Raw genomic sequence first — 13,436 nt, forward strand, 5'->3', positions numbered from 1 at the left:
CTCAGCCCCTAACGTCGTGAACGATTTCAAAGCTGACCCCACCTAGCCAGGTCTTGGTCAAGGCCCCGCGCTCGCTGGTCTGCACACTTTTTGAGGCCACAAACTCGACACCCCGCGCGCCGAGTTCAGCCACCGTGGCCAGCACGTCGGCACTTCCAAGGCCAACGCGCTGCAAGCCTTCGTCGTCCTCCACGTCCAGCACGCCGGCTTCTGGCTCAATCAGTTGGATGTAAAAGCGTGACTCGGGCGGGCAGGGGCTGCGCAGAATGCGCCCTTTGGGCAGAATGCCAAAACGCTGCTCGGCAGGCAGTTCTGTAAAACCAAACAACTCGCGGTAAAACTCGGTCCAGTCGTCTGAGCGGTCGTTGCCAATGTATTGCACCACCCCAAAAAAGTGCAGCCCGGCGGTAGCTGGTGGGTGCTGATTCACCCCAGGAATGGGGGTGAAATCCACGTCGTAAATTGAAAACTGCTTGTGCCGGTCAATGAAATAGATGCGGCTTTTTCCGACCCCGTGAATCGCTGGAATGTTGAGCTCCATCACCTCGACATGGGTGGGCACGCCCCAAGCGCCCCGGTCAAGCGCGCGTTTGTAAGCGGCAGCTGCATCACGCACGCGCAGTGCAATGGCGGAAATCACAGGCTTGTCACTCAATGGCGCGCCCTTGGCGTGGGCGTTGACGATGATGTTGATGGCGCCCTGGCGGTACAGCAGCACCTCGCGCGAGCGGTGCCGCGCCACCGGTTTGAAACCCATGTTTTCCAGCACCTGCCCTAAGGCTTGCGGTTTGGCCGTGGCGTATTCGATGAACTCAATGCCATCCAGGCCCAGGGGATTGAGCCCCTCAACGATTTGTTCGCGGTCAAGAGCCACAGTAGGTGTGGAAAGATGGGTTGCCGTCATGGTTTTATCCCTCGGGGTTGAATCAAAGCCATTATGCCGATGCAGCATGCACCATCAGGCCGCATAACCACGCCGATTTTTCCACCACTTGGTCTGGCTCAGGATCGTGAACGTCAGGGCTGCCAGAATGATCGCTGACAGGGGGGCGGTGAAAAATTCACCAAGAAACTGCCCTACATTGCCCTCAGCTGAGATCATGGCCTGACGGTAAGACGAGTCCATCAGCGGGCCCAGAATCATGCCCAAAATGATGGGTCCAACCTGAAAGCCATACATCTTGAAGGTGTAGCCCACCACACCAAACCCAAGCATCCAGTAGACATCAGCCGGGTTGTTGTTGATGGCGTAGGCGCCCACGGCCGACAGCATCAAGATCAGCGGTAACAGTAGTGGCTTGGGCGTTTCGACTATCTTGGCAAAAATCTTGATGCCGGTCAGGCCAAACACCAGCAAGAAGCAGTTGGCCAGAGTCAACGCACCCACCTGAAACCAGAACAGGTGCGGCGTTTCGATCATCAGCATCGGGCCGGGTTTAAGGCCATGGATGTACATGGCCCCAATGATCACGGCGGTCACGGCATCACCTGGAATGCCCAGCGTCATCATCGGGATGTAAGCACCTGGCACGGCAGCGTTGTTGGCCGACTCCGGTGCCACCAAGCCCTCATAAGCGCCTTCGCCAAACGGGCTGGATGGGTTCTTGACCGTGCGTTTGGCGTGGTCATAAGCCATCAGCGCGGCAATGTCGCCCCCCGCGCCAGGCAAAGCCCCCACCACCACACCAATGCCCGAGGTACGGGTGGCCAGTGGCAAGTATTTCTTGACCAGACTCCATTCAGGAATGATCTTGTCGACGTTTTGCTTGACGGCTTTGAGATGCATTTCATGCAACTGCACCAGCACCTCGGCCACGCCAAAAAAACCGATCATGGCTGCCACATAAGAAATGCCGGCGGTCAGCTGCAGGCTGCCAAAGGTGAAGCGGGGTTCAGCCGTCATGGGGTCCAGACCCACCGAGCCAATCAACACGCCGACCGCACCGGCAAAAATCCCTTTCGCCAGAGATCCACCGGACAAGCTGCCCACAAGCAAAATGCCCCAAATGGCCAGCATCAAATAGTCACGCGGTGCAAATTTGAGTGCCAGGGTGGCCACGGCGGGCGCGGCAATGGCCAGCACCAAAATGCCGACAAAGCCGCCAAATACTGACATCACCGTGGTCAGCCCAATGGCTTGGCCCGCCAAACCCCGTTTGGCCAGTGGGTAGCCATCCAGTCCGGTGGCAATGGCCGAGGGCGCGCCAGGGATGTTGAGCAAGATGGCACTGCGCGAGCCGCCGTACACACCGCCCAGGTAGATGCCGGCAATCACGGCCAGTGCTGAATTGATGTCCCACTTGAATGTGAACGAGATCAGGATCGACACCGCCATGGTGACCGAGAGGCCCGGAATAGCGCCAATATAGATGCCCGCAAACGTGCCAGCGGCAATCAGCCCCAACAGTTTGATGTCCACCCAGGACATGAAGAAATAGGCGAGGGCCTCACTCATTTGAAAACTCCGGCCAGCCAGGTGCCAGAGGGCAGCACCACAGCAAAAATGGTTTGAAATATGGCGTACACCACGGCCAGGCTCAACGCGCTGACCCACAGGTTAAGGATCAGCTTGCGGCTGCCCAGCAGCCACATGGAAACCACCAGAAACACATATGAGGACAGCACAAAGCCCAACCGCTCTAACAAAAACATGTAGGCGGCAATGGCAACCACAAACTGCACCAGCATGCCAGGCGTGATCTGACGCACAAATTGGCGCCAAACCGACTCGCCGTCAGCCCCCGGTTGGGGTGTCATCCGTGCGGTTTCCCCCGCCGCAATCAAGCCAGAGATCAACATCACCGTCGCCGCAAACATGGGAAAGGCACCTGCCGAGGTGAGCGATTCAAACTTGGAAATGCTGTAGGCCTGCCACAGCATGAAAAGGCTGAAAACGATCAGCAGCAGGGCAAAGACGAACTCCCCAGGGAGTCGGCGACGTAACGAAAGCATGGTGTCTCCTGTTTATTCTTGATCGGGAAGCATCGGGCTGGCGCATGGCCTGCCCGAGTTCAAGCCCTTATGGTTTTGCAATGCCCAGAGTGGCTGGGTCAACCTTGGCGACGCCCACATCCTGATATGTCCAGGATGTGACTGACTGCCATTTCTTCAGGAACGCTTCCGCTTCAGCACCAGAGATGTTCATCATCACGTTGCCACGGTCTTTCATGAAGGCCACGAATTTTGGGTCGCTTGCGGCTTTTTTGAAGGCAGCTGTCAACTTGGCTTTGGCCGCATCCGGGGTGTCTTTCTTCACGAACACGCCATAGAACGGACCCCAGGGTAGGTATTTGCCAAGGCCTGGCAGCGCGTCGGTGATGGGTGGTGTGCCTTCAAACGCTTCAGCGCTGATGCTGGCCAAGGCTTTGAGACGACCGGCCTTGATGTGCTCAGCAGCCGCTCCCACACCCACAAACATGAAGTCCACATGGCCGCCCAGCAAAGCCGTCACGCCCGGACCGTCACCGGCAAAGGGCACCGCAGTGGTGGGGAACTTGGTCACGGTGGAGATCATGGAACTCACGGTGAACGGCAGGCCGCCGGTGCCGGTGGAGCCTTGTTTGATTTTGCCGGGGTTGGCTTGCACGTCGTTCAGCAGGTCTTTGAAGTTCTTCCAGGGTTTGTCCACCGTGGTCACGGCCAGCACGTTGCCGCGGCCAATGATGTTGACCGGGTAAAACTTGCTGTAGTCCAGGTCGCTGATGCCCAGGATGGGGTGCAGTTGCGGATTCTCCGCACCAATCAGAAGCGTGTAGCCATCAGAGGCTTGCTGGTTGACAAAGTTGGTGGCAATGGCACCCACACCACCTGCCTTGTTTTGCAGCACAATTTTTTTGCCCAGGGCTTCTTCAGCCAACGGCGCCAGTGAGCGCGCGACAACGTCAGTGGCGCCACCAGCACCCCATTGGATGATGCCGGACAGTTCACGGTCGGGGTAGGTCTGGGCATGGCCCAAAGTCGAAATCAGGGCGAGGGCGGTGGCACCCAGCAATTGACGGCGAAAGTTCATGGAAAAGTCTCCTCTGGTTTAAAAATGTGGGCTCATGCCGCACGGGGTTGCAAAAAATTGGCCTGGGCCTGGGCAAGTTCTTCCTGCAGCTTGGCAGGGTAAATCTGCTCACGGATGCAGGTTGTGTCGTGACGCAGCGCAGTGGCAATGTCAGTGAAGCCAAAAAAGTCCATGTACAGGTGCGCTTGCTGAATCAACATTTCAAACCCTGGTTCAGCGTGCAAGCCGCGGGCTCGCGTGGCGTTTACCAAGGGCGTGGGGTAGTTCTTCATCACAATGTCGATCACAGCGGCGTGCGGAGCCATGCGCGATACATCACAGGGCAGGGAATCTGTGGAGTTCAGCCCCAGGGGCGATGCATTGATCACCAGATCAAAGCCTTCGGGGTTGTTGCTGGCTGCGGCTCGAACCCGAGCTGAGTGGCTGATGGATAAGCGCTGAGCCACTTCCAGTGCCTTGCCAGGGGTTGGGTCAAACAACGCAACTTCCAAAACCTGGCCGGTCGGGCGGGGCTGCACCAATGAGGCACCAATGGCTGCTGCCGCACCACCAGCCCCGAGGATCAGCACCTTTTTGCCGGCAAACGCCATGTTGAAGTAGTTGAGCGAATCAACCAAGCCTTCGCCATCAAACAGCCCGCCTTCCAATGAGCCGTCCGCATTGCGCCGAATGGCGTTCACCGCGCCCGACTGACGTGCCAGGTCGCTGTAGCGGTCAAGCACGTTCATCACCGGCACCTTGTGCGGAATGGTGATCCACATGCCCTTGATGTTCTTGGCCAAAAAAGCTGTCTTGACGAAGGCCTCCAGATTTTCCGGTGCCACTTGAACCGGCACCAACAAGGCGTCATGGCCAAAACGCGCAAACAGCGGGTTGAATGTCTCCGGCGCCAGTACTTGCTCAACCGGATCGCCCAGAATCAGGTAGATGTCCGTGCTGCCGCTCACTGAGGGCTTGGCCGCTGCTGCGGTAGGGGAGTTGCGTTGATCGTTCATAATTGTGTTTCTGGGTGAACTTTAGCCAGTTGGGCCTGTAATAAAAAAGAAATTCTTTGATGTTTGTACGTTTAATGAATTTAAATGGTCGATCAACGCACACTTTGCGGGTAACTACTTAGGTTTGCGCAGTGTTCGTTCGATAAAGTTGACCGTATGACTGGACTTGATCTAACCTCGAAAGTTTCGCCTGGTGCCACACTGGACAAGCGCGACTGGATTGCTGGCCTGGAAAAAGGTCTGTCCGTCATCGAGGCCTTTGATGATGCGAACCCGCGCATGACGGCCAGTCAGACCGGTGTGCGCTGCGGCATCACGCGCACTGCCGCCCGGCGCTACCTGCTGACCCTGAATTACATGGGCTACGTGGCCACGGACGGCAAGCTGTTTTGGCTCACGCCGCGTGTCCTGCGCCTGGGCCAGTCGTACCTGGAGTCGGCCAGGCTACCGCGCATCGTGCAGCCGTTTTTGCAACGGGTCACTTCAGGCACGCAAGAGATTGCTTATGTGAGTGTGATGGACGGTGATGATGTGGTCTACATCGCCCGCAATGGTTCTACGCGTGCCATGAACACCGGCGTGGTGTTGGGCTCGCGCGTGCAAGCACAGGTGACCGCCGCAGGCCTGCTGATGTTGGCGCTACGCGACCCCGTTTGGCTGGAAACCTGGTTGGCCAACCACGAACTCAAGGCTTACACCACCCACACCATCAACAACAAAGAACGCTTGCGCCTTGAGCTAGCGCGCATCCGCCAGCGCGGCTGGGCCGTGTCGGAGCAGCAACTGGAGCTGACCTACCGGGGCGTGGCCGTACCGCTGATTGACCGCAAGGGCGATTTGGTGGGCGCCCTGAATGTGACCATGCCCATGGGGCATGAAAGCACCGAAGATGCCGTGCAACGCGTGCTGCCAGTGCTGATGGAAACCGCTCGGGCGATGCGTAATTTGATTTGAAACTCAGGTCACCTAGCGCCGTTTTGTCCATGTCGCCAACAGCCCGTTTTGAGATTTACAAACGTGATGCCTTGCGCATCGCGCTTAGCCACTACGTGACCAACGGTCTGTCGGCGGCGCTGGGTTTGTTGCTGATCGCGGGCGGCATCCATCTGCTGCTGGGGCCCTTCGCCGCGGCGGCTGCCTCGGTGGGCGTGGTGGTGTGTATTCCGCCAGACCAACCAGCGCCAAAACGTGGCAAATTTTGGCAACTGTTGCCAGCGTTTTTGCTTGGGTTACCACTTTTTTGGGCGGTGCAGGCGCTGCATGCCTCGCCCATCTGGTTGGGCCTGCTGCTGGTACCGGCCAGCTTTTTGGCGTTTCTGGCGGGCGCCTGGGGCAAGCGGGGGCTGCCGATTTCGATCTCGGTCATGTTTGCCATGGTGTTCTCGCTGGCGGTGCCAGACCACACCAACAGTGCCACCAACTTGACCACCTGCCTCTATTTCACGTTGGGTTCAGCGTTGTATCTGCTCTGGGCGACGCTGGCCAATGCCGCGCTCAACACACGCTATCGCGTGCAAATGCTGGCCGACACCCTGCTGGCGCTGGCGCATCTCATGCGCACCCAGGCGCAGCAATTCATGCCCATCGAGACAAGCGATCTGCTTGTGCGTGCGCCCTTGATCGGCACCTTGCTCAAGCAACAGGCGGCATTGGCTGACCAATTGCAGGCCGCCCGCGACATTTTGCTGGAGTCGCCGCGATCCGCGCAGCGCCAACGGCTGGCCAATATGCTCGTGCTGGTGCTGGAGATACGTGACCATTTGCTGGTTTGCGAGCTCGATCTGGACACACTGAAATCCCACCCCGGCCATGAACCGGTGCTGAGCGGGCTGCGCGACATCCTGCAGCGGCTGGCTGATGAGGTCGATGCCCTGGCCGATGCCCTGATCCTTGCCCGCATGCCTTTGAAGTTTGAAAGTCACCGCCCGCAGCTGGCGAGTCTTCAGTGGCGCCACGACAACACGGCCGCAGCAGATGACGCTGCTGCGCCAAATCCCGCGATATTGGCCATGGGGATGGCCAGCCGGGTCGGCCACATGAATGACGATGCCTTGCGCCTGATTGCGCTGGCGCGTGGCGATGTTGAACCCGATGGGGGTCTGGTGCGCACCAACTGGCAACTGTTTGTCAGCCCTACGGTGTGGACCTGGCAGCCGTTTTACGCTCTGTGGCGCTGGAATGCGCCCCCGCTGCGCCACGCCATTCGGGCGGCGCTGGCCATTGGCACAGCGTATGCCGTGTCGCTGGCCTTGCCTTGGGGCACGCATGATTATTGGATTTTGCTGACCATTGTGGTGGTGTTGCGCGGTAGCCTGGCCCAAACCCTGGAGCGGCGCAACAGCCGGGCCATCGGCACGCTGATTGGCTGTGTTTTGGCGGGCCTGCTGCTGTATGCGCATACGCCGCCACTGGTCTTGCTGGTGGTGGTGACGCTGGCGCAGGCCTTGGCCCATGCCTTTGCAATCAAAAAATACCTTGTGACGGCAGTGGCCGCGACGGTGCTGGGCCTGCTGCAAGTGCAAATGCTCAATGCCGGCCCGAGCCCGGTTTTTGATGTGGTGGAGCGCATGTTCGATACCCTGATGGGCGTTGCCATTGCCTGGGCTTTCAGCTACGTTTTGCCTTCATGGGAGCGCAGCCAGATGGCGGCGTTGGTGAAGCGCGCGCTGGCAGCGCAGGCACGACACGCGCGGGTGGGCTTGAGCTTGTGGCAGTTGCAGGCGGTTGACAACGAGCCTGAAATCCAATGGCGTCTGGCGCGGCGGGAGGCTTACGACAGCCTCTCGGCATTGGTGCAGGCCACCCAGCGCTCCTTGTCCGAGCCACGCGCCATGCGCCCACCGCTGGAGCCACTGGGGCGCCTGTTGGCCTACAGTTACCAGTTACTCGCACAACTGACCACGGTCAAGACCATGCTGCTGCTGCTGCGCGGTCGCTTGACGCATCAAGAGATTGATGCGCCCTTGAAGCAGACCGCGCAAGCCATCGAAACTGCTTTAACGGCGCGCGACCTGGGACTGCCACTTGGCCCGCAGCCTGCCACACCGCTGTCCTGGTCGGGTCTGAGCGACCCTTTTGATGGTGACCTCAGCCCCTGGCTATTGCGGCGGCTGCAACTGGCCGAAGGCATCGCAGGGCAGGTGCGCTGCAATGCTGATCAGGTATTGAATGAGGTTGCTGCGAAGGCAGATCGCAGGCCACTTGAGTGAGCTCAACCCTGTGTGGACTGTGGCCGTGCACACGGAATATTTACTATGTAATTTATAGCTACTTGCGCTTTATATGAAAGGGCTAGAAGCCTAAAATTTATAAATTTACTTGGCGCCCATCGACTTCTGAAAGATCGACAGCACGGTGTTCAGGTCTTCAATCGGCACCTGGCCTGGGGCAGAGCTGGATGCGCCTACTGCAAAGCTCAAGGACGAGCCAAACACGCCGCCCACCATGCGGGTGATCGCCCCCAGAGGACCCATCGCCATGCTGATGAGTGGAACGCGCAACTTTTTGCTGGCCGCACGTGTGGCTGTGAGCAAGGTGAGCACGTCGTCCAAGTCACGCGGCATCACGGCCACTTTAGCCACATCAGCGCCAAGTTGCTCAGCGGTGAGGAATTTGCTGGTGAGCGTCTCCAACCCCGGCGTGTAAGAGAAGTTGTGAAACGACAGCACCAACTTGATGCCGTTGGCCTTGGCTGCTGTGCGCACCTGGGCGATGTTGGCCGCGTCGTTAGCCATTTCGTAGTCGATCAAGTCGATGGTTTTGCTCTCGCACACGGCGGTGTAAAGAGCAATCACCTGAGCTTCATTCAGCGCGATTTTTTCACCACCCTCAATGATGGAGCGGCGGGTGAACAGCAACGGGATCTCACCTGCTTCATTTTTAATAGCTACTGCAGCAGCAATGACAGAGGCTGCATCGCCAATTTGCTCAAAAAAATCAACACGCCATTCCAGCACGTCAGGTTTTTTTGGCAGCACCACAGCCAGCTCGGCCATGATTTTTTCAAGCGTGCGCCCGACCAGCGGGGTGCAGATCAGCGGGAACTTGCCGCCGGCGATGGGTTGACCGTTCAATTCGATAGGTTTGTTGGTGTGCATAGGGTCTCCTAAATAAAAAAGCCTGCCAGCGCTGCAAGAGCGCACGGCAGGCACTTTACGTCATGTCAGGGCTGATTCAGCAGGCGCTGGCCATGTCTTCAGCGGTGAATTCGCCCATCTCCAGAGCCGGGTCGTAGAACTCGCCGAACAACTCTTTGTCAGACGGGCGGTCTTCTTTGATCGGCACCGAGACCCAGGTGGTGTTCATGTAGTGCTTCAGGCTCACGTTTTCGCTGATCACGTTGCCACCCCAAGTGCCGCAGCCCAGGCTGCTGGTCATGGGCATGCCGTTGTTGAAGGCGCCGGCGTTGGCTTTAGATTGCGGCTGGCGCACCATCATGCGGCTCACCGGTGCGGACATGGCGAGTTGGTGGATGTGGTCCTGGTTAAACGAGTAGATGCCGCAGGAATGGCCCTTGCCGCCCACGTTGTAGATGCCGCGCATCATGTTCAACGCTTCGTCAAACGTGCCATATTTGTAAACCGCCAGCAGCGTGGTGAGCTTTTCGCCAGAGTAGGGGTACTCTTTGCCAATGCCGTCGCCGTGCACGATGATGAACTTGCGGTCTGCCGGAATGCTGAAACCGGCTGCCTCGGCCAGTTTTTGCGGTGCCACGGCCACGGTGTCGGCCAGGCGGTGGTTTTCGTCGTCCCACATGGCTTTGCGCAGCGCTGCTTTCTCGGTGTCATTGGCGACGTAGCCACCTTCTTTGACCAGTTGGGCCAGCAGCGCGTCAAAAATGCTTTCCTGAATGATCAGGTTGCCGTCGGCCGAGCAGCCCGAGCCAAAGTCAGAGGTTTTGCTCAAACGGGTGTTCATGGCCGCTTCTTCGATGTTGGCGGTCTCATCAATCACCATGGTCGAGTTGCCTGCGCCCACGCCGTAAGCCGGGGTGCCCGAGCTGTAGGCGGCACGCACCATGGGTTGTCCGCCGGTGGCGATCACCAGGTCGGCTTCAGCCATCAGGGCTTGCGACATCGGGATGTTGACCTTGGTGAGGCATTGCAGCAGGTCGGGCGGTGCGCCTTCTTTTTCCAGCGCTTCACGCATCAGGCGAACGGTCTCGAAACTGGTTTTTTTGGCGCGCGGGTGGGGCGAGAAGATGACGGCGTCGCGCGCCTTGATGGCGTAAATGGCGTTGCCAGCGGGCGTCAGGTCCGGGTTGGTGGTGGGCACGATACACGCCACCACGCCAGCGGGCTTGCCGTATTTGACGATGCCTTTTTCGGGGATTTCTTCGATGATGCCGACACTCTTCTGGCGCAGCGCATCACGCAAAATGCCACGAATTTTCATGCGTTTGCCCATGCGGCTGTCCGGGTCACCCAGGCGGCTCTCGGCAATGCCTTCAGCGACCAGGCGGGTGAAGGTCTTCTTGTTGGACACGGCCCAAGCCACGGCTTGGCACAGGCGGTCAACACGGGCTTGATCATAAGTTTCGATGATGGCCAAGGCCGCGCGGGCCTTAGCAAAGGCGGTGTCGAGTTCTTCGCGCTGCTCGGTGTTGATCTCGGTTTTTTTGAGTTCTGGGGGGATGTTGCTCATGGTTTGCCTCCGGTGAGTGTGAGTGAGTTAAAAAATCAGTCCAAGTTTTTCTGTGCAGTTTGCAGGGCACGGCGGGCGTATTCTTCAAAGCCGATTTCAGCCGCCAGCGCATCGCCGGGGATCTCCAGCGTGTAGGTGATGTTGTCCGGCAGGCAAGCCAGAATGTCTTTCACACCGAAGTCACCATCACCAGGAAAGTAGCGGTGGCTGCGCGCCTCGTGCAGGATGCTGTCGATGCCAGGGGAGATCGTTTTGGGGCCGTCGCACACGTGGGCAAAGTGGAACCATTCGCGTGGCAAGGCTCTTAAAGCCGAATGGCTGGATTTGGAGCGGAAGAAATGCAGCATGTCGATCAACATGCCCGCGTTGGACCGGTCCACCGTGTTGAGCGCTGTGGTGGCGGTTTCCAGGTTGCCGGTTTCGGTCCACCACGGAAATTCCAGGCTGACGGTGATGCCCAGCGGTTTGGCGTAATCGCACATGGTGGCAAAGCGTGTGTGGGCGCGTTCGCGGTCCGGGTCGGGCAGTTGGCAAATGACGTGCTTTGCACCCAGCTCAGCCGTGGCGTCCAGCATGGGGTAGTAGCTCTGCGCATCGTGCGTGGGGTCCATGCGGGCCAGCTCGATGTCCCACACCTTCACGCCGGTGTCGGCCAGCTTGGCTTTGGTGGCAGCCATGGCTGTCTTGCTGGTGATGATCGGGTAGAGCGGTTCGGCATCGGTCACTCGGCTCAGACGCAGGCCCACATACGCGTAGCCGGTTTTTGCCGCCGCCTCGATTAAATCCACCGGTGGCAGTGCCATGGCGGTGAGGTGGGCTAATGAATATTGGTGTTTCATGCGTTTAGCCCCCGTTAATCAGGTGTTACGTGCTATGTTTTGCAGAGTGCCGGTGTCGGCGTGGTGCACCTTCTTGCCGGGCGAGTAGATGTCCATGATGTTCCAGTGGCCGGCGGTCTCGACCGGTGCGTTTTGCATTGCCACGTCGATGACAAATGGTTTGTTGGAAGCCATGGCTTTTTCTAGCGCGGGCTTGAATTCGTCGGCGGATGTGACGCGAACACCTTCTGCGCCATAAGCCCGGGCAATGGCTGCAAAGTCAGCCTGGAAGGGTACGCCGTCTTTGAGGAACAGCGTGCCCACCGTGGTGCCGTAGTGCGCCAACTGCAAGCCGGCAATGGTGCCAAAGGCGCAGTTGTTCATGATGACCCAGATGACCGGCACGTTGCTTTCAACCGCGGTGGCGAGCATGGCCGGGTTCTGGCCGAAACCACCATCCCCCACCAGCGACACCACCACGCGGTCTGGACAGGCAATCTTGGCGCCGATAGCTGCCGGTGCACCAAAACCCATGGTGGCAAAGCCGCCGGGGGTCAGGATGCTTCCGGGGGTGAAGATGTCAAATTGTTGGCCCACGCCATTCTTGTTCCAGCCCACGTCGGTGGTGATGATGACGTCGCGCGGCAGCACGGTTCGGGCATCTGCCAGGATGCGCTCGGGGCGCATCGGGAACGCATCATTTTGCTGGGCAGCCACCAAGCCGGCCTTGAAAGCGGTGCGGTTAGCTGCCATTTCAGCTTTCAACGTGTCGTTTTTGAAGCCTGCTGGGTAAAGTTTCTTGGCAACACGGTTCAGCACCTTGAGCGCTTGTTTCAGGTCGGCCACGGCACCGATTTGCACAGGGTAGTTGCGGCCGATCTCGCTGGGGTCAATGTCGATGTGGATCAGCTTCGATTTGGTGAAGTCGAAGGTGTACTCGTTTTCCCACGAGCTGCAGTCTGCTTCAGCAAAACGTGTGCCCAGGCCAAACACCAGGTCAGCGTTCAGGCATTTGTCGTTGATGAACTTGGTGCCCCAAAAACCGGTCATACCCAGAATGAAAGGGTGGTCGTCAGGCAAGACGCCTTTGCCCATCAGGCTGTGCGACACCGGCAGGCTCATGTGGTTCACAAACTCTGCCAGCTCGTCTGTGGCGTTGGCTAACACGACGCCGCCGCCTACGTGGAGTTGCGGACGCTTGGCTGCCACCAGGGCCTCGATGATCTGTGTGGCCACCTCATCATCGATGCTGGGCGTGTGCAGCTTTTTGGTGTGCAGGCGCAATTTGGCAAAGAGTTGCACGTCCACGGGCTTGGAGAAGATGTCCATGGGTACCGACACCAGCACCGGGCCGGGGCGGCCAGTCTCTGCCAGCTGGAAGGCTTTTTCGATGATCTCGGGGAACAGTTCGGGACGCTCGACGCGCCAGACGCGCTTGCAAAACGGACGGTACATTTCCGATTGCGAGGCATCCGAGTGCAGGTTCACCTCTTGGTGCGGCCCCTTGCCGTAGTAGTGGCTGGGCACGTCACCGGCAATCACCACCATCGGGATCGAATCCAGCGCCGCATTGGCCACACCAGTAGACGCGTTTGTCAGGCCGGGGCCAAGGTGGCTGAGCACCACTGCTGTTGTTTTCTTGGCACGGGCGTAACCGTCAGCGGCGTGGGCAGCCACTTGTTCGTGGCGCGTGTTAATGAACTTGATGCTACTTTTTTCCAGCGCTGTCAGCACAGCAATGTTGGTGTGACCACACAGACCGAAGATGTGCTCAACGCCTCGGTCTTCGAGGTATTTGACGAGTTGGTGGGAAATCAGATCTTGCATTTTTGTCTCCTGATGTAGGCGTGCAGTGTTGGAAATGAAGGCGGTCCAACTCATCGCAATGGAAGATGAATCTTGGAAAGTGCCGTGACTTTATCCATTCAGACAAATTTTGGTTGTACTATTTCGTTCATTTGAGTTCGTTTA

11 protein-coding genes are annotated in these 13,436 nt (G+C 58.5%); 2 read left to right on the forward strand and 9 right to left on the reverse strand.

The window, feature by feature from the left end:
• Window position 1: 1 nt before the first annotated feature.
• The 5 genes from PHQ58_RS18605 to PHQ58_RS18625 form a co-directional block, all read right to left on the reverse strand.
• The gene (locus PHQ58_RS18605; RefSeq protein WP_300113986.1) at window positions 2-904 is read right to left on the reverse strand and encodes a 4-hydroxyphenylpyruvate dioxygenase; all 903 of its coding nucleotides are present in this window, start codon (window positions 902-904) and stop codon (window positions 2-4) included.
• 54 nt (window positions 905-958) lie between these two features.
• Window positions 959-2,455 carry a tripartite tricarboxylate transporter permease gene (locus tag PHQ58_RS18610; RefSeq protein WP_300113989.1) on the reverse strand — a complete coding sequence of 499 codons (1,497 nt, stop codon included), beginning with the start codon at window positions 2,453-2,455 and terminating at the stop codon, window positions 959-961.
• Window positions 2,452-2,952: a tripartite tricarboxylate transporter TctB family protein gene (locus PHQ58_RS18615; protein ID WP_300113992.1), complete on the reverse strand. Its 501-nt coding sequence runs from the start codon at window positions 2,950-2,952 to the stop codon at window positions 2,452-2,454. The genes PHQ58_RS18610 and PHQ58_RS18615 overlap by 4 nt, the downstream gene beginning before the upstream one ends.
• Window positions 2,953-3,019: 67 nt before the next feature.
• Window positions 3,020-4,009 carry a tripartite tricarboxylate transporter substrate binding protein gene (locus PHQ58_RS18620; RefSeq protein WP_300113994.1) on the reverse strand — a complete coding sequence of 330 codons (990 nt, stop codon included), beginning with the start codon at window positions 4,007-4,009 and terminating at the stop codon, window positions 3,020-3,022.
• A 32-nt stretch (window positions 4,010-4,041) separates the two neighbouring features.
• Window positions 4,042-5,004 carry a shikimate dehydrogenase gene (locus PHQ58_RS18625; protein WP_300113997.1) on the reverse strand — a complete coding sequence of 321 codons (963 nt, stop codon included), beginning with the start codon at window positions 5,002-5,004 and terminating at the stop codon, window positions 4,042-4,044.
• Between the two features lie 156 nt (window positions 5,005-5,160).
• Here PHQ58_RS18625 and PHQ58_RS18630 point away from each other — a divergent pair, with 156 nt between their 5' ends.
• Together PHQ58_RS18630 and PHQ58_RS18635 are read left to right on the forward strand one after the other, a co-directional pair.
• Complete coding sequence (locus PHQ58_RS18630; protein ID WP_300114000.1) at window positions 5,161-5,958, forward strand: IclR family transcriptional regulator C-terminal domain-containing protein; 798 nt, start codon at window positions 5,161-5,163, stop codon at window positions 5,956-5,958.
• Between the two features lie 29 nt (window positions 5,959-5,987).
• Window positions 5,988-8,213 (forward strand): FUSC family membrane protein, encoded by a 2,226-nt coding sequence (locus PHQ58_RS18635; protein WP_300114003.1) that lies wholly within the window; start codon window positions 5,988-5,990, stop codon window positions 8,211-8,213.
• A gap of 105 nt (window positions 8,214-8,318) precedes the next feature.
• Here the strand turns inward: PHQ58_RS18635 and aroD are convergent, their stop codons facing one another.
• The 4 genes from aroD to PHQ58_RS18655 form a co-directional block, all read right to left on the reverse strand.
• The gene (gene aroD, locus PHQ58_RS18640) at window positions 8,319-9,101 is read right to left on the reverse strand and encodes a type I 3-dehydroquinate dehydratase (protein ID WP_300114005.1); all 783 of its coding nucleotides are present in this window, start codon (window positions 9,099-9,101) and stop codon (window positions 8,319-8,321) included.
• 76 nt (window positions 9,102-9,177) lie between these two features.
• Window positions 9,178-10,647 (reverse strand): aldehyde dehydrogenase family protein, encoded by a 1,470-nt coding sequence (locus PHQ58_RS18645; protein ID WP_300114008.1) that lies wholly within the window; start codon window positions 10,645-10,647, stop codon window positions 9,178-9,180.
• A 35-nt stretch (window positions 10,648-10,682) separates the two neighbouring features.
• Window positions 10,683-11,486 (reverse strand): sugar phosphate isomerase/epimerase, encoded by an 804-nt coding sequence (locus tag PHQ58_RS18650; RefSeq protein WP_300114011.1) that lies wholly within the window; start codon window positions 11,484-11,486, stop codon window positions 10,683-10,685.
• Window positions 11,487-11,504: 18 nt separating this feature from the next.
• Window positions 11,505-13,292, reverse strand: coding sequence for a thiamine pyrophosphate-binding protein (locus tag PHQ58_RS18655; protein ID WP_300114014.1), 1,788 nt, complete (start codon window positions 13,290-13,292; stop codon window positions 11,505-11,507).
• Between the last annotated feature and the right edge of the window lie 144 nt (window positions 13,293-13,436).

This window comes from Rhodoferax sp., assembly GCF_028688795.1.
Taxonomy (GTDB): Bacteria; Pseudomonadota; Gammaproteobacteria; order Burkholderiales; family Burkholderiaceae_C; genus Rhodoferax.